The sequence below is a fragment of the cf. Phormidesmis sp. LEGE 11477 genome (genome assembly GCF_015207105.1).
Classification (GTDB): Bacteria; Cyanobacteriota; Cyanobacteriia; order Phormidesmidales; family Phormidesmidaceae; genus Phormidesmis.
This window is the reverse complement of sequence record NZ_JADEXO010000004.1, coordinates 39110-61433: the sequence shown is the minus strand read 5'-3', so window position 1 is coordinate 61433 and position 22324 is coordinate 39110. Positions and strand designations below refer to the sequence as shown.

General features: G+C 50.0%; 17 protein-coding genes. 11 read left to right on the top strand and 6 right to left on the bottom strand.

Annotated elements, in window-relative coordinates; all coding sequences use genetic code 11:
• Positions 1 to 110: 110 nt before the first annotated feature.
• Both IQ256_RS02240 and IQ256_RS02235 read left to right on the top strand, forming a co-directional pair.
• The gene (locus tag IQ256_RS02240; protein WP_193853849.1) at positions 111 to 3833 is read left to right on the top strand and encodes a HEAT repeat domain-containing protein; all 3723 of its coding nucleotides are present in this window, start codon (positions 111 to 113) and stop codon (positions 3831 to 3833) included.
• A 288-nt stretch (positions 3834 to 4121) separates the two neighbouring features.
• Positions 4122 to 4442 (top strand): hypothetical protein, encoded by a 321-nt coding sequence (locus tag IQ256_RS02235; protein WP_193853847.1) that lies wholly within the window; start codon positions 4122 to 4124, stop codon positions 4440 to 4442.
• A 260-nt stretch (positions 4443 to 4702) separates the two neighbouring features.
• On the opposite strand, the gene IQ256_RS02230 is transcribed toward IQ256_RS02235, so the two are convergent.
• The 6 genes from IQ256_RS02230 to IQ256_RS02205 form a co-directional block, all read right to left on the bottom strand.
• On the bottom strand, positions 4703 to 6091 hold the full coding sequence (locus tag IQ256_RS02230) for an alkaline phosphatase family protein (RefSeq protein ID WP_193853845.1): 1389 nt from the start codon (positions 6089 to 6091) through the stop codon (positions 4703 to 4705).
• A 42-nt stretch (positions 6092 to 6133) separates the two neighbouring features.
• Complete coding sequence (gene eboE / locus IQ256_RS02225) at positions 6134 to 7423, bottom strand: metabolite traffic protein EboE (protein WP_228024496.1); 1290 nt, start codon at positions 7421 to 7423, stop codon at positions 6134 to 6136.
• Positions 7424 to 8644 carry a 3-dehydroquinate synthase gene (locus IQ256_RS02220; protein WP_193853843.1) on the bottom strand — a complete coding sequence of 407 codons (1221 nt, stop codon included), beginning with the start codon at positions 8642 to 8644 and terminating at the stop codon, positions 7424 to 7426.
• 60 nt (positions 8645 to 8704) lie between these two features.
• Positions 8705 to 9637: a UbiA-like protein EboC gene (eboC, locus tag IQ256_RS02215; protein ID WP_193853841.1), complete on the bottom strand. Its 933-nt coding sequence runs from the start codon at positions 9635 to 9637 to the stop codon at positions 8705 to 8707.
• 93 nt (positions 9638 to 9730) lie between these two features.
• On the bottom strand, positions 9731 to 10669 hold the full coding sequence (locus IQ256_RS02210; RefSeq protein WP_228024495.1) for a TatD family hydrolase: 939 nt from the start codon (positions 10667 to 10669) through the stop codon (positions 9731 to 9733).
• A gap of 87 nt (positions 10670 to 10756) precedes the next feature.
• Positions 10757 to 11701 carry an EboA family metabolite traffic protein gene (locus IQ256_RS02205; RefSeq protein ID WP_228024494.1) on the bottom strand — a complete coding sequence of 315 codons (945 nt, stop codon included), beginning with the start codon at positions 11699 to 11701 and terminating at the stop codon, positions 10757 to 10759.
• Positions 11702 to 12510: 809 nt separating this feature from the next.
• Here IQ256_RS02205 and IQ256_RS02200 point away from each other — a divergent pair.
• The 9 genes from IQ256_RS02200 (at position 12511) to IQ256_RS02160 (ending at position 22258) form a co-directional block, all read left to right on the top strand.
• Positions 12511 to 14817, top strand: a complete 2307-nt coding sequence (locus IQ256_RS02200) for an ATP-binding protein (protein ID WP_193853837.1) — start codon at positions 12511 to 12513, stop codon at positions 14815 to 14817.
• Positions 14818 to 14857: 40 nt separating this feature from the next.
• Positions 14858 to 15238 (top strand): response regulator, encoded by a 381-nt coding sequence (locus IQ256_RS02195; RefSeq protein WP_193853835.1) that lies wholly within the window; start codon positions 14858 to 14860, stop codon positions 15236 to 15238.
• Positions 15239 to 15462: 224 nt separating this feature from the next.
• The gene (locus tag IQ256_RS02190) at positions 15463 to 17376 is read left to right on the top strand and encodes a response regulator (protein WP_193853833.1); all 1914 of its coding nucleotides are present in this window, start codon (positions 15463 to 15465) and stop codon (positions 17374 to 17376) included.
• Between the two features lie 110 nt (positions 17377 to 17486).
• A complete protein-coding gene (locus IQ256_RS02185) occupies positions 17487 to 18251 on the top strand; it encodes a phycocyanobilin:ferredoxin oxidoreductase (protein ID WP_193853831.1) in 765 nt (254 codons plus the stop codon).
• Between the two features lie 550 nt (positions 18252 to 18801).
• Positions 18802 to 19320: a phycocyanin subunit beta gene (locus IQ256_RS02180; RefSeq protein WP_193853829.1), complete on the top strand. Its 519-nt coding sequence runs from the start codon at positions 18802 to 18804 to the stop codon at positions 19318 to 19320.
• 84 nt (positions 19321 to 19404) lie between these two features.
• Positions 19405 to 19893, top strand: a complete 489-nt coding sequence (gene cpcA, locus IQ256_RS02175; RefSeq protein WP_193853827.1) for a phycocyanin subunit alpha — start codon at positions 19405 to 19407, stop codon at positions 19891 to 19893.
• Between the two features lie 182 nt (positions 19894 to 20075).
• The gene (locus tag IQ256_RS02170) at positions 20076 to 20894 is read left to right on the top strand and encodes a phycobilisome rod-core linker polypeptide (RefSeq protein ID WP_193853825.1); all 819 of its coding nucleotides are present in this window, start codon (positions 20076 to 20078) and stop codon (positions 20892 to 20894) included.
• Between the two features lie 95 nt (positions 20895 to 20989).
• Complete coding sequence (locus tag IQ256_RS02165; RefSeq protein ID WP_193853824.1) at positions 20990 to 21868, top strand: phycobilisome linker polypeptide; 879 nt, start codon at positions 20990 to 20992, stop codon at positions 21866 to 21868.
• Between the two features lie 60 nt (positions 21869 to 21928).
• Positions 21929 to 22258: a phycobilisome linker polypeptide gene (locus IQ256_RS02160; protein ID WP_193853823.1), complete on the top strand. Its 330-nt coding sequence runs from the start codon at positions 21929 to 21931 to the stop codon at positions 22256 to 22258.
• The last annotated feature ends 66 nt before the right edge of the window (positions 22259 to 22324 follow it).

Here is a 22324-nt window from a genome sequence, read left to right as displayed (position 1 = left end):
GGGATCTACTTCAGGCGATGAGCAGTCAGTGAGTTGCTTAACCCGAACTAACGCGAATAGCCTGCAGGCACGTCATAATAGGGCCAGCTTTTGAAGAGTGCTGGGCTGGTATGGAATTAACGCTGATAGCAAAGTTTTTTGGCGGGCTGGCGCTAGATTTGGCGAAGTCTGAGCTGAGTTCTGGGCTGGGCGAGGCGATTGACCGCAAGCTGAGCGATTCTGCGATTAAGGATGCTTTGAACCAGGCGGTCGGTGAGGCTGATGGGAAGGTGCCAAGGCTGTTTGCGACCTATGAGAGAGATGGACTGAAGGGGACTGATCGCTTTTTGAGTGAGGCGTTTCGGGGGACGGCTATTTCAGAACTGAAAAAGCCGCTACAAAAGCAGGGAAAGCCTGATGCGGCACTGCTGACCAAAGTGTTTTTGAGAGAGGCCAAAGCGCATCCTCGACTGAAGGCAATCGAGGCGGGTCTGGTCGAAGACTGGATGCAGGCATTCACTGAAGCGTACTTTCAAACGACCAACAATTTTCTCAGCTTTCAGGTTACGAAAGAACAATATTACCAACAGCTCAGAGCGAAGACTGGAAAGGTTGTGTTCTCTGGGATGGCGGTGGATGGCACGGTGGTGGATGAGCCGGGTGAGCTGGCCAGAATCTTTGTGATGCCAGATGTGCGGCGGCAGGATGCCAAACGCTATGAGAGCAGCGCTGATTTGGTGAGTACGGTGCCGTTGGAGATTGCACAAGACGAGCAAAAGCGGATTCTGTGGGAACAACAGCAGCAGTTAGCTCTGATGAAGGAGGAGAATTCTGGTCAGAAGGCTGTATCGGCTGTGGAACTGTTGAAGAAAAAGGACGAGCAGCGGATCGTTATTCTAGGCGCGCCGGGAGCGGGGAAGACGACCCTGATGAACTACTGGGTAGTGACGGCGGCGGCGGCACAATTGAAAAAGATACAGACGCAGGAAGGTGCTTCGTCTAGTGATTCTGCATCGAAGTCTGTATCAGATTCTCTACCGGGTTCGGTATTCGCAACGGCGGACTGTTTTCCGGTGTTGATTCGGATTCGCGATCTGGCGAGGGAGCCGGATCTGTCGGTGCTGGATTTTTTGACTAAGTTTGTGAAGGCAGACCTAGAGGTGGCTAGCGTTTCGACTGATTTCTTTCGGCATTGGCTGGAGACGGGGGAAGCGCTGATCTTGCTAGATGGATTGGATGAGGTGGCCGACGACGCTCAGCGCCATAAGGTGGTGGGAAAGATTGAGACTTTCCTGGGGGCGTATCCTCGCTGTCCGGCGATTATCACCTCTCGTCCGGCTGGGTATCGAGATGATTACTTTAGCCGCAGGCAGTATCCGCATTACGAGCTGCTGCCGTTTGATGATGACAAGATTGAAACCTTTATCAATCACTGGTACGACAGCCGGGTTGATTTGACTTCTGAGCGAGAACGGCGCAAAGATAGCCTGCGTAGCGCCTTGGAAAACAAACCGCGAATCAAGCAGCTAGCGCGTAATCCGCTGTTGCTGACAATTATTACGCTAATTCATCGATACAGAACTTTGCCCCGACAAAGGCACGAGCTGTACAACAGCGCTGTGGATACCTTGATCTCTAAGTGGGATGAAGATAAAGAGTTGACTACTCGGCACGTGCTGAAGTATCTAGACATTCCAGATATTCGGCGGCTGATGGAGCGGCTAGCCTATTGGATTCATACGCAGGGCAGCGTGGATGATGTGGAGAATGGAACGCAGATCGAGCGTAGTACCCTGATTGGGAAGCTAACTAAGTTTATAAAAGAGATAAAAGCTTCTGAAAAGTTGGAGACTTATGCGGCCAGGGCAGAAGCAGAAACCTTACTTGACAAGATTGTCAAAGACCGGGCGGGACTGTTAGCAAAGCAAGGGGATCGCCGCTACGCCTTCGTTCACAAAACCTTTCAGGAGTACCTTTGCTCAAAAGAGATTCTGTATCTACAAGAAGATCAGGACCCGGATGATGACAACTATGTACCCCACGCAAAACAGCATATAAAAAAGTATTTGCACGATCCACACTGGCGAGAAGTGCTGCTGTTACTAGTAGCTCAGCAGACTCCGAACCAAGCGAAAGCCTCATTGAAAACTATCTTAAAGGCTAGTAGCGAACATGAGCAGTGGCTACACCGGGATGTGCTGTTTGCGGGAAGCTGCTTAGCTGAGAATACAGAGATAAATGACCCAGCAACTATCAACGAGATTCTAACTAAGCTAGTGAACTTAGAAATTTTATTGCAACTACAGCCTAGCAGCAAATTGCGCGGTGAAGTTTTTCATGCCATCAGTGGCCTGAAAGATACGCCTTTTGCTCCGTCAGTGATGGCATGCTTGACAAAGCACCAGCAGAAGATAAAGCAGGAACGCTTTGATAGGTATCGAAGCAGGCTAGAGTCAGACAGTGTTGTCCAGCAAATACTACCACTGCTTCAAGATAGCCACCCTAGTGTGCGTTACCGCGCGACTAAGTCCTTAGGAGAACTAGGTAATAGCTCTGATACAGTAATTGATGCTTTGGTAAGACTACTTCAAGACGACTACTCCAATGTGCGTTATCACGCGGCTGAGTCCTTAGGAGAACTAGGTAATAGCTCTGATACAGTAATCTATACTTTAATAGGACTACTCCGGGATGACAACTGGAATGTGCGTTCTCGCGTGGCTAAATCTTTAGTACAACTAGGTCCTAATTCTAATGCAGTGATCGATGCTCTGTCGGAACTGCTTCAAGACGATGATCACAACGTGCGTTCCCATGCGGCTGAGTCCTTAATACGACTAGGTACTAGTTCTGACACAGTAATCAATGCTCTGTTGAAACTGATTCAAAGTGGCTGCTCTGATGTGCGTTATCGTGTGGCTGAGTCCTTAGGAGAAATAGATACTAGCTCTGATACAGTAATCAATGGGCTGTTAGAGTTACTTCAAGACAGCGACTTCGATGTACGGTCTTGTGCTGCTGAGTCTTTAGGAGAACTAGGTACTAGCTCCGATACAGTAACTAACGCTCTATTAAAATTGCTTCAAGACGACTATTCTAATGTCCGTTCTTGCGCGATCAAATCTTTAATACAACTATGTACTAGCTCTAACATAGTGATCGCTACTTTATTAAGAGTAATTCAGGATGATTATTGGAATGTGCGTTATCGTGTGGCTGAGTCCTTGGGAGAACTAGGCGATAGTTCCAACATAGCAATCTCCGCTCTAGTAGAACTAATTCAGGATGATTATTGGAATGTGCGTTGCCGTGCTGCTGAGTCCTTGGGAGAACTAGGCGATAGTTCCAACATAGCAATCTCCGCTCTAGTAGAACTAATTCAGGATGATAATTGGAGTGTGCGTTCCTCTGCTGCTGAGTCTTTAGTACGAATAAGTATTAGCTCTGACAGAGTGGTAGCTACTTTAGTGGAACTACTTCAAAATGGCGACTCTGAGGTGCGTTATCGTGTGGCTGAATCCTTGGGTGAACTAGGTACTAGCTCTGATGTGGTAATCGCGGCCCTACTAGGATTGCTTCGAGATGATGACCTTGACGTGCGTTCTTGTGCGGTCGAATCTTTGGGACAGCTAGGCATCAGCTCTGACACAATTACTTATAGTTTACTTAATCTATTAAAGAACAAGCGTTTTGACTCTATTCTTATGGATGATCGCGCCGCCCAATCCCTAATCACACTCTCCAAAAAATCAGACACTATCAAGCCTGCCCTCGTTCAGTGGATCGAACAGCACCAGCACGAACCCTACGTTGGCAAAGGCATAGACGCACTTTGGGAGATGACCGGCAGCTAGTCAGCGGCACAAGCCCAAACTTGACGCCAGTCGAAAATCAGCTTATCTTCAATAACTATGGCTGTGATGCCGATTGCAGTCAATTTCAGAACTCGATTCTACTTAGCACAGCCAGCAGGTGCTGACACACCCACTGACTGCTAACCCTCAAGGATTACCGAGCAATCCCGGACGGCTAAGGACAACTGTACCTTAGCCACCCCGACTTGCACTACATCTACTTGCGGGGTGGCTAGGCAGTTTTGAGTTCTGGTTTCCTTCAAACCCAAACCTCGGAGACCAGATCTCATGTTTCTTCCTTCCGTTCAGGGCGCAGCCGCGTCCACAGATTCTGTTGCACATTCTTCTACTTCCAGCGTGGTAGAGTCGCCTACCGTCAGCTCATCAGCAGAGGCCAGTTCAACGCCACCGCCAAGCGATTCCGGCAGCGCCTACGGCGAATACGAAACGGTGCGTCACATGCTGTTCGGCCCGCTCTCATCCATCCGCTACACCATTCGCCTGCTACACCAGCTAGGCTACGCCGAACCCAACGATTGGAGCAAGCCCATTTCTACAGGCAAACCCAATGAGATGATGGCAATACTGACCAAGCGAATCAGACTGTAATGTTGCCTCAGTTGCCGACCCACCCCGGCCTTCGGCCACCCCTGTCTTGGTAGGCATTCCCTAGCGCCGTGCGACGACGCGGGTTCCTACCGCTCCGAGGAGGGGATCTGTCCCGGCTGTGATATTCGAGTTTGTTGGATCGCCTTAAACTTCACGGCCTGAAGAAAGTCCCCTCCTCGGAGGGGTGGCACGAAGTGACGGGGTGGGTCTCGATGTATACCGCCAAACAGGTACCATCCTCACCCACGTCCCTCTCTACCCTAAACACTCACGTCGCCTTCAAAAAGATGTTTCAAAATAACGTCACAGACATCCACCGCTTTAACTGTGTTCGACTCAAGGTGTTCTGCTTGACGAGAGATCAGCAACGCCCCTTCACTCGGATCAGATGGAAAAGCACCGTGAGAGCCTTTGACCAAACTGGCATCTAGCGGCGTAAATTCCATCAAAGTGCGAAAACCTAGCTTCTTCTTCAGCAACGTTGCGGCAATTTTTGGCTTAGCTAGCGCAATAGAAGGATCAATAAACATCTCAACGGGGTCATAGCCCGGTTTGCGATGGATATCGACAGTACGAGCAAAATCAGGCGCACGGCTGTCGTCTAGCCAATAGTAGTAAGTGAACCAGGCATCAGGGTCAGCGACAGCAACCAGTTCTCCCGATCTCTCATGGTCTAGATGATAGTCACGCTTACCCGCTTCATCTAGAACCTTGGCAACGCCGTCAACCGCTTCGAGCAGCGCCTTCACCTTCGGCAAATCAGCAGGATCATTTACATAGATATGAGCAAGCTGATGGTCAGCCACCGCAAATACCCTACTCGCACCCGCGTCTAACAGCTCTCGTCCTAGCTCCTCTCGAAATTCCATCAGTCCTTCTTGTCGCAGCACCCGATTGAGATGCACCGGCTTTGAAACAGGCTGAATGCCATATTCCGAGAGTACGATTACTTGCGCTCCCCGTTTCTCGTAATAATCGATTAGATCGCCACAAACCTCGTCAATTTCTCGCAGATCGGTGGCAATCGCATCAGGGTCATTGCCGACTTTTTGACAGCAATAGTCTAGATGAGGGAGATAAACCAGCGTCAGCGTCGGGTCATGCTTGGCATCCACCCACTTAGAAGACTCTGCAATCCACCGGCTCGATTCAATCGAAGTCACTGGCCCCCAGAACTTGAAAAGCGGGAATTGTCCAAGCGCTTCTTGTAGCTGAGGTCGCAGGCTAGCGGGTTTGGAATTGATATCGGGCAGCTTGCGACCGTCTGCTGGATACATCGGGCGCGGCGTTACCTCATAGTCCGCCGTTGAGTACATGTTGTACCACCAGAACATATTGGCGCAGGTGAAGTTCGGATCGATTGCCCTGGCCTGGTCCCAAATTTTAGGAGACTGTACTAGCTTGTTCGACTGTCGCCAAAACTTGATTTCACAGTCATCGCGAAAGTACCAGCCATTCGCCACAATCCCGTGTTCGCTAGGATATTGCCCCGTTAGGTAGGTGGACTGAACCGCACAGGTGACTGCTGGGATTATGGGCGCGATCGCCACCTGTTTCCCTCGCTCCATCCAGCGCGATAGATAAGGGGTATGCTCACCGATTAGATTTTGGGTGAGGCCAACAACGTTTAGAACAACAGTTTTCTTCATAGAAATAGGTAGCGCTAGGTAGACAGTGCTAGACAGGCAACGCTAGGCAAAATTCTCCAAGACCCACTCGTACTCACGCTGAATAGAGGTCAGCATATCGAGCTTCATCTCAGCCGGCAACACGTCCCAAGTATAGGTTTCGATTTCAAGATGGGAACATCCTAAATTGTTCTTTAGCGCGGCTAGGAACGAGGTAATCTCTGCTTGGGTTGACTGAAACGCCTGGTATCGATCGACAAAGATCGGCACATGAAAGTGGGTGCGCCATTCTTTGGCATCGCTGCTGACAAAATGAGGCAGCGCCTTTTGCAAATCGGCATGTTGCTTTAGCTCACCATTGCCGCCACGTTCAATCACCTGATGCAGGTAGGTTGATTCGGCAAAAGCCTCAAGCTGCGTGGCCATCCACTGACGCTTTTCGACGTCACTAGGCAGCTCAATTTTTAGAGCCGCACTGAGCTGGCCTTTGCCAATCTTGATGCCCGCCGCCCGAAACTGTTCAAACACCTGCTGAGGGTGTTCATATTCCACCGCAAAGTGGCAGGTGTCATAGCAGATCTGAATGTGATTTAGCAGGTGCTGCTCTGCCTGCGCTTGAGAAATTCCTAGCTCTTTTCCTAGCTGGGCACCGCCGATCGGCAGTAGCCAGTCATTGAAATAGGCAATGACTTCAGCCGCATTTTCTAGCAGGCCGTCTGGCTCAGGCTCTAGATCGATATGTAGCTGCTGGCCCTGTTGTTCTAGTGTTACTAACCTAGCCGTGATCTGAGCCAGCTGCTGGGTGCTAACGGCAAATACGATATCACGAGCGTCTGAATCATTTACCCACCAGGGTTTGTAGGAAAGTGGAACAGTAGAGATGCCGCCATCCATACCGTCAGGCAAGAGCGCAGAAAGAATCTCTACCAGTCGCAGCGTATAGTCTAGCCGTTCGGGTTTTGACCAATCTGGGGCATAGACATTGTCTTTGACGACCTGATGATGAAATCCACCATACGGAAAGCCGTTGATCGTAAAGACGTATAGATCTTCTGCTTCTAGCCAGGTTTTGAATGCCTTTAGATGATCTTGTTCCAAGATTTCTCGCGCAGCTAGATCCGATAGCCTCAGCCCAATGCCAAAGGGTGATTCAGGAGAAAGTCGCTGCTTTAGGGCGGGCAGATAGGTTTCGAGATTTTGCTTAACTTCGGCCCAGGTTTCACCAGGGTGAATATTAGAACAGTAGGTTAGGTGCAGGGCGCGATCGCCTTCCCTGTTATCTTTTGCACCGTCTTTCACATTGGCTTTTACATCGGCCTGCATATTGCCTTGCGTGAGGTAATTAACTTGCATTTAGGACTCCTGCAATAGCGCGATCGCCTGACGATACACATCAAAATCCACCGCATGCACTTCAAAACCCACACCGATTGCTTTTAGCAGCATAATAGTTAGCTCACCGCCGAGGTGCTCTCTAAACTCACTCAATCCTCTGAAGATCGAGTCAGGATGACTGGGATGATTGAGGTAGCTACTTAGTTCAGGAACGTAAAGCTCAAAGCCGAGCGTCTGGAGCGTGCTCAGGATACGCTGCCAGCTATCAATATCGAGATGGCCCTGGAGGTAAGAGTAAGTGCTGTCTAAAGCGATACCAATGGCAACCGCTTCACCGTGACGCAGCGCATAGTCAGTCAGATGCTCTAAACGGTGGGCGGCCCAGTGACCAAAATCCAGCGGACGCGAGGAGCCCTTTTCAAACGGGTCGCCATATCCACCAATGTGCTCGACATGGTGCTTAGCGCAGCGATAAACCAGTTCTTTCATCGCTTCCATATTTCGTCGATCTAGCGCAGAAGCCGACGTTTCAATAAAGCTGAAGAAATCTGCGTCTTTGATCAAAGCGACTTTCACCGCCTCTGGAATGCCCGATCGCCAGTCGCGATCGCCCAAAGCCTTCAGAAAATCAAAGTCATTGAACACTAGCGTCGGCGGTGCAAAAGCGCCTAAAAAATTCTTCTTGCCAAAGGCGTTAATGCCATTTTTTACCCCCACGCCAGAGTCATTTTGAGCCAGTACAGTGGTCGGTACACGAATCAAGCGCACCCCACGATGAGCCGTCGCCGCCGCATAGCCAGCCATATCCAAAACAGCGCCGCCACCAATCGCCATCACATAAGAGTGTCGACAGATTGCTGTTCTATTCACCGCGTCTTGAATCTTCTCTACCCACTCTGCGCTCTGCTTAACAATCTCTCCACCGGGTACTATCAACGGCTCTGCCACCAGCGTAATCGCTTCTGAATAGCGCCTGGCATAGGCTTTTATCTGACTGACGAGCTGAGGGTGAGCCTGCGCTACGCCTGAATCGACTACAACAAAGACCTGGGTAGAAGACGTTTTTATCTGGGTCAAAACATCTGCGAGAAGTGGATTATCAGTGTCAAATAACCTTTGTGTGAAATGTACGTCGTAGGTAAAGCGAACGCTGAAGTCCTGCTGAAGCGGTTTGAGCTGAGTTTTAGGCTGAGTTTTGGGCTGAGTTTTTAGATGGGGGGCGGCAATAGTAAACGTCATATCAAAGAAGTTGGTTTAGTGAACAAGTATCAAGAACGGTTTGAGATCGGCAGAATTTTGTTATGTCACGGCAAAAAGCTTAGCCAGTCCTCTAGAAACGGGTAAAAGAGAGAGCACACCAAGGCCATAAATCCAGTGGGTAAATCCAGAGGCGATCGCAGCGTCTAGAACAATCAAACAGAGAATGCCAGCTTTGACAGCGGCTCGAATTTGCTCGGCAGTGGGGTTGAGCGCAGCGCGAACAAACGCAGGCAGTACTAAGGCAACAAACAGTAGAGCAAAAGGAAGAACGCATAGGCCACCGTAGCTAGGTAACAAGGTAAGGCCAGCAACACCCGCAATCACTAACCCCAGCATTAACAGGGCGACTATCCCGGTCGAACGGCTACCGCCATGAACTTCACCTCGGCTGATGGTCGTAATCGCTGCAATATAAACGATTGGAATCAGCGCCAAGAACCAATAGGATTGAACCGCAAGCGGCACAGCACTTACCCCCAAGAGCAAATTTGCGCCGCGACAAAGGCCCATATTTAGCGGCCCGATCAGGGGATTGTGCTTGGCGATCGCATCATAGCTAAGCGCCGCCACTGCAATGAATGTGGCTAGCAAAGCGCTTAACCCAGATACCTGAGCAGCAGCGACTACACCAATTGCTAATAAGACAGTTCCTAGAACAATGGCTTCTTGCTTGGATGCTCGCCCTGAAGGAATCGGTCGTTCCGGTCTTTCTTCAGCATCTAGATCAGCGTCAAACACATCGTTAAACACCACCCCACCGCCATAGAGTCCGGTGGTGGATAGCAATAGCCAGCCTAGTGGCATCAAACTTTGCGTGGATGTAGCCGCCAGGCCCGTGGTGATACTCAGCACTGCTGCGCCCGAAGCGGCATAGCCCAAGAGAATATCGGCCCAAGCGGTGAGGATATTGGCAGGGCGCATCATTTGCAGATAGGCCCAAGCGCTAGAATCGCGAGCGGTTGTTGCAGTCATGGTCGGTCAAAGTTGTCGTGGCTGAAGTTGTTGTGGCAATTCTGTAGGGGTAATTTCTGCACTGGCAATTTCCGCACTGAGTTTTAGCGATATCTACTCGATTAACAGCGAAGCCAACTCCTTCGAGTCGGTCACGGGCTGCTGCCCGCGCAGCACAGAATTACCGTCGTAAAGCTGTCTTTGATCAACTGCCGGTGGGTTAGTCCAGTCGGTTTCTTTCATTTCGCCACTTTGACCATAGGCACTAAGGGCATTTTCATAACAAACCTTGCGGATATGCTCGGCGGGAATACCCATTTCAGCCATCAGCTGAGCGGTTTTGGGAACGGCTAGCGGATCGCTGAGACCCCAGTCAGCAGCGCTGTCAACGATGATGCGATCGCAGCCATACTGACGCACCAGTTCCACCATGCGCTGATTTCCCATCTTCGTTTTCGGATAGATCGAGAAAGCTGCCCAAAAGCCCCGGTCTAAGACTTCTTTTGCCGTTTCTTCATTCGCGTGATCGATAATCACCTTAGCGGGGTCTACACCATATTCTGTGCAAACATCCATACTGCGAGAAGTGCCTTCTTTTTTGTTGCGATGAGGCGTATGCACCAGCACAGGCTTATCGACTTCTTTGGCTAGCTCTAGCTGTAGACCAAAATACTTATCTTCGGCTGGGGTCATCTCGTCGTAGCCAATCTCACCAATCGCCACCACGCCTTCTTTGCAGGCAAACATCGGCAGCAAATCCATTACCTCATCGGCAATCTCTGGATTGTTAGCCTCTTTGGGGTTAAGAGAAATCGTGCAATAGTGACGGATGCCAAACTGAGCGGCGCGAAACCGCTCCCAGCCTACCAAACTGCTGAAGTAATCTTTGAAGCTACCGGCGCTTGTACGCGGCTGACCCATCCAAAAGGAGGGTTCGATAATAGCGACCACGCCATATTCTCTAAGCACCATGTAATCGTAGGTGGTGCGCGCGGTCATGTGAATGTGCGGGTCGATAAAGGTCATCGCGCTAACGTCGTTTGTTTGAGTCATGGTTTTGAGAGATAAAGATGCTGAGTTTTGCAGAGTGAATATGGCGTTGAGCTGGGAGGTTGGGCTGGCGGTTGTTTGATATATCGTTCAAGCCGCTAGATACTGCTGGCTGAACTTGTCCCAGTCGAGCTGGCGATCTGCGATTTCAGCTTTTGCAGCAGGATGTTGGGACAAGAGCTTTTGAGCCGCAGGTAGCGAGGACTGGGCGCAGGCGATCGCAGCGGCAAGCTGTTGCTCTTTGCTAGGCAAATTCAGCGCCCGTTCAATATCACTGATGAACTGGTCGTTCAAGAAAGGGCCGATCAAACGCCAAAGCTCAGGGGTGACCTCACGCTTCGCGGCCCAGCGTTCGTGAGCATAGTCTGATAGCATGCGGGCCAGCTCAGGATTCGCTCGCCGATCGAGCTGTTGGATCAGATGCAGCGGACTTTCGACAAACACGGCCTTGAGCACCATTTGATTCCAGGCAAGCTGCTCGAAATGGTCGCCCGGAAAAGGATTGTTGAGCGCGATCGCATTAAAGACTGCCGTCATGCTAGTGCGTAAACCTTCAGCGGCGCGAGCAACAAACAGATGGGGATGGGGCAGTAGTGGCAAACTCTGGTACAGCGCGATTTGTTCACTCACGTCAGCGGCGCTAAATAGCTTTTCAATCGAGGCTTGATAGCTCTCAGCCGCTTTGTCCGGCAGCGATAAAAGCAACAAGGTTCGTCCAGCTTGATCAAGACTCCAACCGTTAGGTAGCCAGCCAGCTCGGATAGAATCCGCTTCTCGCAAATCGGCATCCGTCAGCGATAGATCAGCTTTGGTGGTGTAGCGAGGCACCGAACTAAACGTCGTAAACAGCAATCGGTCGGCAGCACCTTTCTCAGCGAGTTGTTTCAACCTGTTGTCTAACCAGGCCAGCCGCTCAGCAGGTATCTGCTGCTGAAGCCAGCGATACAGCAGCGCTTTAGCTTGTGGGATATTAGCTTGCGAGATGTTAGCCAGTGAGATATTAGCTGGCAAGATATCTGTGGAAGAAGTCATCATTAGAAGATTCGATAGGTGGTTTTTAACCAAGATCGCGATCGCTCAGCCGAGCTTGTTGGCAAAAAAGTTCAGCGTCTAGAAGAACGTAGAGAAGCAAAAATCAACAATGTATAGCAATGCGCGGATGCATACTCAACGAGAAGGCTACGCCTACGTGCAATTGGTAGGCGTTCCCTAGCTGCGGTGCGACGACGCGGGGTCGCACCGCAGCTATGCGCTTTGCGTTTTACGACTAGGGCTGTAGCCTTTCGCGGTGTAGTAAGCAAAGCGCGGAAAGCTAATAGACTGCCGATGACTGTTTTGAGCGTAACTAGCTCAACTTATTCGTGCCTGCTGCTTATGCACTAAAAAAAGGATCTTAATCAGGATATGAAAACTTGGTAAATATACTGACTTATTACAGAAACTACATAGATGACACTGAAGTAAAGCGCCAAAATTTCTTCAGCAACATCATCTACATAGGCTGCTGCCGCCCATAGAATAACGAGTTGTCAGTTGCTAAAAGCACTGTTGTCAGGATGTTTTAGAGATCACCTGCTTAACACAGAGACGGCGCTTAAGGTTAGTTACGTCAATAGTCAATACCTCAATACGCAAATCAATATGCAAATTAATTGCGTACTCGCTACAGCCAATAAATTTTGATGATTGATACAGCGAACTCTGTAACGATAGGTACTCAAAACTTTAATAATCAAAATAGTTCTGTAACAGATTTGTCAGATATCTCATACCTTTAGACTGAGGATGAGTGACTGCTTTTGAGGGTCGCTACGCCTTGAGCCTGCGGTTGGAGCCCCCAGAAAATGTCAGCTATTGCTAGAGTTTCCTCTTCGTTAAGCGCGAACCCTCTGTATTGGCAAGGGGTAATGGACGTCAATCCGCTGACAGCTTCTAGTCAAACTCGGTTGGCAAAGGTACTAGACTGCTTGAACTCGCATCCGGCAGCAGGCTGCATTTTAGCTGTCTATCGGCGCAAGGTGGTGGGGATTGCCACCCGTCAAGATTTGATGAGCGCTTTGGCACAAAATCCTGACTGGGCAAGTATGCGACTCGCTGAAATCGTGACGCGACCGGTGATCACTGTAGAGCATTCGGCGATCGCACCCATCGCGCCTATCATCGACTTATTAGAACAGCATCAGATCAGCTATTTGCCCGTGGTCGATGCCAAGGGGCATTTGCTGGGTCTAATCGATCAGGCTCGCCTGCTGCGAGTGCTGCAAAATCAGTTCACCCACGGCCTTTCATCAGAACAACCAGGGCGGGCTCAAATCTTTGCTGATATCACGCTCAAGATTCGTCAGTCTTTGCAGCTCAAAGAGATCTTGCAAACCACCGTCGATGAGATTCAGCGTCTGCTGAATGCAGATCGGGTATTGATCTATCAGGTACTGCCAGACAGCACGGGCAAGGCTGTGAGTGAAGCGGTAGTAGCGCCTTACCCTTCTCTTTTAGAAATTTCTTTTCCAGAAGAGGTGTTCCCAGAAGAATATCAGATGCTCTATGCCGAAGGGCGCATCCGCGCGATCGCCGATGTCCACGATCCAAACGCAAATATCTCTGAGTGTTTAGTTGAGTTTATCGACCAGTGGGATATCAAATCAAAACTGATTGTTCCGATTGTTCGCCCAATCAATCCCTCTATCAATAGTGTTGATAACGGTGCCGAAGATCCTACGGCGGTGCGTAAGCATCTGTGGGGACTGTTAATTGCTCATCAGTGCCGCCATCCTCGTCAATGGTCAGACTTTGAGCTTGATCTGATGCAGCAGCTTGCGGGGCAAATTAGTCTAGCGCTTTCTCAAGGTCAGCTAATGGAGTATTTAGAAGAGCGGGTTGATTTGCGTACGGCGGAGCTGACTCAGGCTAATGACGCTTTGCAGCAAGAGATTCGAGAACGCAAACAGGTAGAAAAGGCGCTGCGACGAAGTGAAGCGCAGCTTCGGCTAATTACCAATAATCTGCCAGTGCTGATTGCCTATATCGATCGTCACCAGCGCTATCAGTTTAATAATCAGCGCTATGAGCAGTGGCTAGGACGCTCACCAGTGGATATCACTGGACAATCGATTCAGCAGGTGATGGGCACTGCTCACTATCAGAGCATTCGACCTTATATTGAGGCGGTACTAGCCGGTGAACAGGTCACGTATGAGAGTGAACTCACCTTTCAAGATGGGCGCGATCGCTCGGTGAGTGTCACCTACATTCCTCATTTAGAGACGGCTAAGGACTCTTTTGCTTCACAGGCAGATCATGAGAGCGGCTCGAAGAACGGTCGACAAAAATCGACTCAGGTCAAAGGCTTTTTTGCGCTGACCACCGACATTAGCGATCGCAAAGCTATCGAACGGATGAAAGACGAATTCATTGCCGTTGTCAGCCACGAGCTGCGAACGCCGTTGACCTCTATTCATACGTCTTTAAAGCTGCTAGCAACCGGGCTACTCGGCAACTTACGCGAAGAAGGCCAGGAGATGCTGACTGTCGCCGATGAAAATACCGATCGGCTCGTGCGCCTAGTCAACAACGTCCTCGACTTGCAGCGAATCGAAGCTGGCGAAGTCACTATCGATGCCTATGCCTGTGATACTGCCGAGCTGATAGAAGAGGCCGTCGAAACCATCCAGACCATGGCGCAACAGCACCATATTAAAATCCGGGTTCACGCCGAGTCACTGTCAATCTGGGCCGATCCGGATTACATCGTGCGAACGCTGACCAATCTACTAGGCAACGCCATCAAGTTTTCTGCGGCTGGGTCAGTGGTTCACCTTAGCGTCGAAACCACTGATCCGGCTTTAGTAAATTCGGCTTTAGCCAAACAGAGCACAGATCGAGAAACCGCTCTGTTTTGCGTTCGAGATCACGGTCAAGGCATTCCGCACGAAAAGCTCGACAGCATCTTCGAGCGGTTTCAACAGGTCGATTCTTCCGACTCTCGCAAGAAAGGAGGCACCGGACTAGGGCTGACCATCTGTCGCAAAATTGTTGAACAGCATGGCGGCGAAATTTGGGCGCAAAGCCAGCTAGGACAGGGAAGCTGCTTTTTCTTTACTGTGCCACTATCGCCTCTACTAGTCGCGCGATCGCCGACTCAACCCTCATAGAACTATCCCTAGCATTATCCATAAAATTATTCTTGGCGCTATGCATTCACCCAAACGTATTTTGATCGTCGACGACGAAGAATCTATTCAAAAAGTAGTCAAGCTTAGTCTCAAAATAGAAGCTAGCTGGGAAGGGATAACCGCCTCTTCTGGAAAAGAAGGAATTCGTCAGGCCGAGAGCTGTCAGCCGGATGCCATTCTGCTTGATGTGATGATGCCAAACATGGATGGAATAGCCACCTTTGCCGCCCTAGAAAAAAATCCTAAAACCCGAGCAATTCCGGTGATTCTGCTCACAGCAAAAACGCAGGCATCCGAAAAGCGGCTCTTTCAAGAAATTGGCGTGGCTGGCGTCATCACCAAGCCATTTGAGCCTTTGTCTTTGGCTAGCAAAATTTCGCAGCTGCTGAACTGGATCTAGCCTCACTGCCCGTATAGACGGCCTATACAATTCTCCGCCCAGATTCATGCAAATCAGCAGACTCCAATAGACAGACCAAACATACATTTAATAGAATCGCCGCTCGAAAGAACAAATAGGAAAAGAGAAACAAAATACAGATACTAGCGAGTTCAAATTAGAATCCATATCAAAACCAACAATAAAACAACAGTGACACCAACAAGAGCTACATCAAAAGCTATATGAGAGTTTTACTAGTAGATGACGACAAGGCGCTAACTACGCTGCTAACTTCACAGCTAATGGCGCATAACTATGTTGTTGATTGCGTTGCCGATGGCGAAACGGGCTGGGCCTACGCTTCTACTTTTGAATACGACCTGATTGTTTTAGATTGGATGCTACCTCAGCTTAGCGGGGTCCGTCTATGTCAGCGCCTGCGCCAGCAAGGCTATGGTGTGCCCATTCTTCTATTAACTGTAAAAAATGAGCAGATCAATAAAATAGAAGGCTTAGAAGCAGGCGCGGATGATTATGTTGTTAAGCCCTTTGATATGGATGAGCTACTCGCTAGGATGCGGGTGCTGCTGAGGCGATCGCCCTTGGAAGCCGATACCGTTTTGAGCTGGGGTAAGCTACAGCTCGATTCGATTAGCGCTCAGGTGCATTACAGCGGTCGGCCCGTCTCGCTGACGGCCAAAGAATACTCGCTTTTAGAACTGTTCTTACGCTCTCCTCACCAGGTGTATAGTGCGACGGCTCTGTTAGATAAGCTGTGGTCTTCGGAGGAATTTCCCAGTGAAGCAACCGTGCGATCGCATCTCCGGCGGCTACGCCAAAAGCTCAGTCAGTCAGGCGCTGCAGCCGACTTAATTGAGACCGTACATGGACTGGGCTACCGGCTAAAGTCTCTCGTCATTGATGCCTCGCCTACAGCCGATACTAGTCTCTGCGATCAGCGCTCGGCCCGCTATCTAGAGGGGCTGACCCAAGCGTGGAAAGCCCACAAAGGAGAGAGCTTGGCCCGTTGGCAAACGCTCTTACAAATTTCCCAAACGCTGCAGGTAAAAAAGCTCAGCGAGCAGCAGCAGACGCAGGCGATGCAAATCGCTCATAGCTTGGCCGGCACGCTAGGCACCTTCGGCCTGATGAAGGGCTACCGACTGGCGCTTCAGGTAGAACAACTATTACTTCGCGCGGGCGATCGCGATAGAACGGACTTTTCTACGGCTCAAGCCGCTCAGTTTCATACCGTTGTGACCACGCTTGGACACGCACTCGATGAATCGCCTCGGCTGGTTTGTCCAGTAGAAGACAATCCACCCAACGCGCCAAAGGTGATGATGGTAGATGTTAACAGCATGTCCTATGTTCGGCAGCTAATGGCGATGGCCGTTGCCCAAGGAATAGAAACAAGCGTAGCGGCCTCAGTAGAAGCGGCTTCGCACTCGCTTTGCCTCGATCGGCCAGCCCAAACGTCAATAGAATTACTCGCACCGCCGCCGGATATGGTGCTAGTTAATCTAGTAGCCGGGGAAACCGATACGGTGCTAGACGAACCGATTTTGCAAAAGCTGCTGTTTTTTATTCAGCAGCTTTCGGAGCGCTGGCCACAAGTTTCTGTAACGGTCATTACGCCCCAGGCCGACTTTGGCAATCGCTTGGACTTAGTTCGTCGCGGCGGTGCGCTGATAATAGAGTATCCAGTTGCCCCCTCAGAGGTACTAGAAGCCATTAGCCGAACGCTGATACTAAACGTCTGCCCGCGCAAAATCATGATTGTGGATGACGATGCCCACTATCTCAAGCAGGTAGTGCAACTGCTGCATCCGTGGAATTTTGAAATTACGCCATTGACTAACCCGCAGCGATTTTGGACATTGTTTAACCAGGTGCAGCCTGATTTGGTCGTGTTTGACATTGAGATGCCTCATATCAATGGGTTTGAATTGGCTCAAGTGTTGCGTAGCCATGCCAAGTGGCAGCATCTACCGATTGTATTTCTTAGCGTACATAGCGATCCGGCTAAACAAGACCAGGCATTTGCCCTAGGCGCAGACGACTACATCACCAAACCTGTGCAGGGGCAAGCCTTGGCGACTAGACTGTTAAACCGCCTCAGCCAAGCCGCTAATCATCTTCACCGACCAGCGTAGCTACCCTAGCGCCTAGCCCTGACGCTTAGACAGTTTGGATAAAAGGTTTGCACAAGGTCTGCACAGTGAGTGAGGCAAGGTGAGAAGTAGAAAACAAGGTTCAAAAGATCATGGTTCAGCTCTCACAGCCGCCGTTAGCAAAGAAACAGCACCCTACTATTGCTCAGCTAGCCACAACGATTAAAAACATTTGGCACAAGCAGCTCATGGTGTTCCCTTACGAGACACCCGCCGATCTAGGCTATGTCGAAGGCAGCTTAGAAGGTGAACAGCTAGTTATTCAAAACCTGTGCTATCAAACTCTACAGTTTCGTAAGCTCCATTTAGAACTCGCTAGGGTCGGCAACAATCTCGATATCTTGCACTGCGTCATGTTTCCGCACCTTTGCTTCGATCTGCCTATTTTTGGAGTAGATATTGTAGCTGCTAGGGGCCAGATCACCGCTGCGATCGCAGATTTATCCCCTGTCTCATCAGATGGCACCCTACCTGCCAGCTATCAGCACGCCTTAGCGCGTCTGCCGGTGCCTCAATTTTCTAGTCCTAGAGTGCTGCCAGAATGGGGAAGTATCTTCTCAGAGCACTGCCTATTTGTGCGAATAGAGAGCCCTGAAGAAGCCGCTAGCTTCTTGAACCAGGTCGCAAAATACCTGTCAATTCACTGCCAGCTCGCCTGTGAGTCTACTAGAGTCGAAGATAGAGCCGCGCTCGCTTCTATATGGGCTGGGCAAAAGCACTACTGCCAACAGCAGCAGAAAAATGATAAAACCCGCCGAATTCTAGAGCGAGCTTTCGATAAAGAGTGGGCACAGCGTTACCTAGAGACAATGCTGTTCGATTGCGTTAGCTCAGATTCAAATATCCTTGTGCCCTGAACCTTTAATGTAACTGATCGTAACGTTTATTAGAGCGATCGCCATATCTATAAAGACTTGAAAAGCTTTTCACGCAAGACATTGAGAGTTTTGTAACTAGATAGATACAAACTTATGCACAATATCTGCACAAGCAAATTGATTAAATCAAGTCATTGGTTCGAGCTACCCAAGCCCGCGTGGTAAAACCGTCGGGAAATGTTCTTTTTTGTCTTTTTGTTTTTGCGCTGTGTGTGGTTCTGTAGCGAATGGCTTACTGCTTTTGGGGTAATGCCTTGAGGAATGTTTTATAGAAACGTTCTATCAGGGTTCGCCTCTATGTGTTAAGTCCGCTTGCGCTTACTAGGAAAAACAGCTATTCACCCCGTAACAGCACCCCGTGACAGTATCTATGGGAAAAGACTGTAAAAAGAACTCGGAGATCGCACTATATCAAATCAAGCCGACAGCCAAGAAAAGCCCGACTTTTCCTAGCTGAACTTTTCCTAGCTGGCTAGTGTCTGCTTGCTTGTCTGTCTGTGTTTTAGAGAAAGTAGGAGAGCAATTTCACATGTACGATGTTTTTACGAAAGTAATTTCTCAGGCTGATGCGCGCGGTGAATACATCAGCGCCGACAAACTTGATGCCCTAAATAAGCTGGTTTCAGAAGGGAACAAGCGAATTGACACCGTTAATCGCATCACTAGCAACTCCTCTGAGATCGTGTCGAGCGCAGCGCGATCGCTGTTTGCCGAGCAGCCACAGCTAATCGCTCCAGGGGGCAACGCCTATACTTCTCGTCGCATGGCTGCTTGCTTGCGAGATATGGAGATTATTTTGCGCTACGTCACCTATGCCATGTTTACCGGCGATGGGAGTGTTTTGGACGATCGCTGCTTGAACGGTCTGCGCGAAACCTACACAGCGCTTGGCGTACCGGGCGGTTCTGTTGCCGCTGGCGTCGACAAAATGAAGAATACGGCAATCGAAATTGCCAACTCCCGTGAGGGCATCACTCAGGGCGACTGTAGTTCTTTGATGTCTGAGCTAGGTGGCTATTTCGATAAGGCTGCTGCTGCTGTTGGGTAACCCGCCGCCGGGTAACAGTCTCCGTCTCCGCTAACCGCTTGTATCAACTATCTATTTCCATACATTTCAAAGAGAGATTCCAACATGAAAACTCCCATGACTGAAGCGGTTGCAGCCGCTGATTCGCAAGGTCGTTTCCTTAGCAGCTCAGAGCTACAGGTTGCCTTTGGCCGTTTCCGCCAGGCCCAAGCTGGACTATCTGCAGCCCAGTCGCTGACCCAAAATGCAGACAGCCTAGTTAACGGCGCAGCCAAAGCCGTCTATGACAAGTTTCCGTACACTACTCAGATGCAGGGCAGCAATTTCGCTTCTACCTCTACTGGCAAAGAGAAGTGTGCTAGGGATATTGGTTACTACCTACGGATGGTGACCTATTGCCTAATCGCTGGTGGTACTGGCCCCATGGACGAGTACCTGATCTCTGGCATCCAAGAGATCAACAAAACCTTTGATCTTTCTCCTAGCTGGTATGTAGAAGCACTCAAGCATATCAAAGCTAACCACGGTCTGAGTGGAGACGAAGCGGCTGAGGCCAATTCCTACTTTGACTATGCCATTAATTCACTCAGCTAGATATTTGTGCTGAATACCAGGCCAGATATCTGTGCTGTTTGAGTCCGCTTCCCCTTCTCCCTCAGGGAGTAAGGGGTTAGGGGATGAGGGCTACGAGAATCCGAAGCACTTCTTCGATTTATGTATACGCATTAGCCTCTACAAACAATGTTCTAGTCGTAGATGAAAGGAGATTAACTGATATGACGAGCGAAACTGCTGCCAGACGATTGGGGTTTGAGCCCTTTGTGCAGTCCGAACCGATCGAGCTGCGTCCCAATGCCTCTGAATCTGATATTCAAGGGGTGATCTGGGCAACGTATCGTCAGGTGCTCGGTAACGACCATGTAATGAGCGCTGAGAGATTGATCAGCAGCGAGTCTTTGCTCAGACAAGGCCATATCAGAACCTGTGATTTTGTGCGATCGCTCGCCCTATCTGAGCTCTACAAGCAGAAATTTTTCTACAGCACGCCCAATGTCCGTTTTATTGAGCTGAATTTTAAGCATTTATTGGGCCGCGCCCCCTACGATGAATCTGAGATTGCTGAGCATGTCGATCTCTATATTCAGCAGGGCTATGAGGCCGAAATTAACAGCTATATAGATTCGGCAGAATATCAGAGCAACTTTGGCGAGCAGATTGTGCCTTACTACCGAGGCTTTGCCACTCAAAGAGGACAAAAAACGGTGGGATTTGGCCGGATGTTTCAACTCTACCGGGGATCTGCTAGCAGCGATCGCGCCCGCGTCAATCACAAAAAAGGCACCCTCACCACAGAACTCGCTCGCAACTCGGCTAGCCCAGTCAGAACCGCCAACGCCAGCAAAGAGCTACAGGGCGTAACCGGTGGCGCTCGTGAGCAGCTCTATCGCATCAGAGTATCGCAGTCAGCCAGCCGGCAACGGCCCCAGGTTCGTCTGGGTATGCAGGAATATGTGGTGGCTTACGATCTGCTCTCATCCACGCTACAGCGACTCAACAAAAGAGGCTGTCGCATTGTGGATGTTTCACCCGCCTAGCGCTCTTCAAACGACCTCATTCAAGCGAACTCAAGTTTGTGTAGCTAACCAAACTTGCTCAGTCAAAATTTCAGTATCACCAGGAGAAACGATCTGTGGCTATCACAACAGCCTCTAACCGGCTAGGAACTGTTCCTTTTACCGACCAGCAGCCTGTCGAAATGCGACCTAGGGCCTCTTCAGACGACACCCAGGCAGTGATCTATGCTGCCTATCGGCAAGTCTTAGGGAACGACTATCTAATGCGCTCAGAGCGTTTAACGACGCTAGAATCTCTAGTCACTAGTGGGGCGCTGAGCGTTAGAGACTTTGTTCGCGCGATCGCCAAATCAGAACTGTATAAAAAAAAGTTTCTCTATCCCAACTTTCAAACCCGCGTAATCGAGCTCAATATCAAGCATCTGCTAGGCCGTGCGCCCTACGATGAATCCGAGGTGATTGAACATCTCGATCGCTATCAAAACGAGGGATTTGAGGCCGATATCGACTCTTATATCGATTCTCAAGAGTACGAGACTAACTTTGGCGATAGCATCGTGCCTTATTGCCGAGGGTTCAGCACCCAGACAGGCCAGAAGATAGCGGGCTTTACTCGCATGTTCAGTTTGTATCGCGGCTATGCCAATAGTGATCGCGCTCAGATTGCTGGCACGCCCTCTCGCCTCGCCCAAGAGCTGGCTCAAAATAGTGTCTCAGCGGTAGTGCCGCCCTCTTCTGGCAGTGGTGACAACGGCTGGGCCTATCGCCGCGCCAAGACCTCTACCAACAACAATCGCGCCTTTGCTAGACCCGGATCTGCTACAGGTCGTGATCGCCTATATCGAATCGAGATTGCTGGACAACGGCGGCCAGGCTATCCCAGCATTCGCCGTAGCAACCGGGTACTAATCGTTTCTTACGAAGCCCTCAACGAAACCCTCAAAAGGATCGCTCAAAGTGGTGCTCGCATCGCCAACGTCAGCAAAGCAGCCTGAGCACTTAGAAACTGTTCTTTACAGCCCGTTCTCATCTAGCCCTATTTATCCCATCTCATCATGTTAGGACAGAGCGCCACAAGCACCACCTCTAGCGTAGACAACCGAATCTTTATCTATGAAGTGACTGGCCTGAGCCAAAACGAGATCACCGCTCGTCAGCGCTCACCCATTCGCAGCAGCCAGAACCAATTTTTTCAAGTCCCCTTTCATCGCATGAGCCAGGAAATGCGGCGGATCACTATGCTAGGCGGAGAGATTGTCAACATCTCACCGCTAGAAAACGGTATAGAGTCCAAGGCGACAAAGGTGTCAGAGACACCCGCCTCAAAGTCTGTCGATTCTGAGGAAAGTCGTGCCGATGGCGCTGAGAAGAGCGCTGCTAATTAGAAGTACTCATCAGGAATGCTCGTAAGAAAAGAGTGCTGCTATAGCTAGTAAGGCTTTAGTAAAGCT

What these genes read in the sequence shown, in the direction of transcription:
- eboC (WP_193853841.1), bottom strand. Translation starts at nt 9,637, where the DNA reads ATGACTGCAACAACCGCTCGCGATTCTAGCGCTTGGGCCTATCTGCAA.
- IQ256_RS02230 (WP_193853845.1), bottom strand. Translation starts at nt 6,091, where the DNA reads ATGAAGAAAACTGTTGTTCTAAACGTTGTTGGCCTCACCCAAAATCTA.
- IQ256_RS02200 (WP_193853837.1), top strand. Translation starts at nt 12,511, where the DNA reads ATGTCAGCTATTGCTAGAGTTTCCTCTTCGTTAAGCGCGAACCCTCTG.
- IQ256_RS02205 (WP_228024494.1), bottom strand. Translation starts at nt 11,701, where the DNA reads ATGATGACTTCTTCCACAGATATCTTGCCAGCTAATATCTCACTGGCT.
- IQ256_RS02160 (WP_193853823.1), top strand. Translation starts at nt 21,929, where the DNA reads ATGTTAGGACAGAGCGCCACAAGCACCACCTCTAGCGTAGACAACCGA.
- IQ256_RS02185 (WP_193853831.1), top strand. Translation starts at nt 17,487, where the DNA reads ATGGTTCAGCTCTCACAGCCGCCGTTAGCAAAGAAACAGCACCCTACT.
- IQ256_RS02170 (WP_193853825.1), top strand. Translation starts at nt 20,076, where the DNA reads ATGACGAGCGAAACTGCTGCCAGACGATTGGGGTTTGAGCCCTTTGTG.
- IQ256_RS02180 (WP_193853829.1), top strand. Translation starts at nt 18,802, where the DNA reads ATGTACGATGTTTTTACGAAAGTAATTTCTCAGGCTGATGCGCGCGGT.
- IQ256_RS02235 (WP_193853847.1), top strand. Translation starts at nt 4,122, where the DNA reads ATGTTTCTTCCTTCCGTTCAGGGCGCAGCCGCGTCCACAGATTCTGTT.
- eboE (WP_228024496.1), bottom strand. Translation starts at nt 7,423, where the DNA reads ATGCAAGTTAATTACCTCACGCAAGGCAATATGCAGGCCGATGTAAAA.
- IQ256_RS02220 (WP_193853843.1), bottom strand. Translation starts at nt 8,644, where the DNA reads ATGACGTTTACTATTGCCGCCCCCCATCTAAAAACTCAGCCCAAAACT.
- IQ256_RS02210 (WP_228024495.1), bottom strand. Translation starts at nt 10,669, where the DNA reads ATGACTCAAACAAACGACGTTAGCGCGATGACCTTTATCGACCCGCAC.
- IQ256_RS02195 (WP_193853835.1), top strand. Translation starts at nt 14,858, where the DNA reads ATGCATTCACCCAAACGTATTTTGATCGTCGACGACGAAGAATCTATT.
- IQ256_RS02240 (WP_193853849.1), top strand. Translation starts at nt 111, where the DNA reads ATGGAATTAACGCTGATAGCAAAGTTTTTTGGCGGGCTGGCGCTAGAT.
- cpcA (WP_193853827.1), top strand. Translation starts at nt 19,405, where the DNA reads ATGAAAACTCCCATGACTGAAGCGGTTGCAGCCGCTGATTCGCAAGGT.
- IQ256_RS02190 (WP_193853833.1), top strand. Translation starts at nt 15,463, where the DNA reads ATGAGAGTTTTACTAGTAGATGACGACAAGGCGCTAACTACGCTGCTA.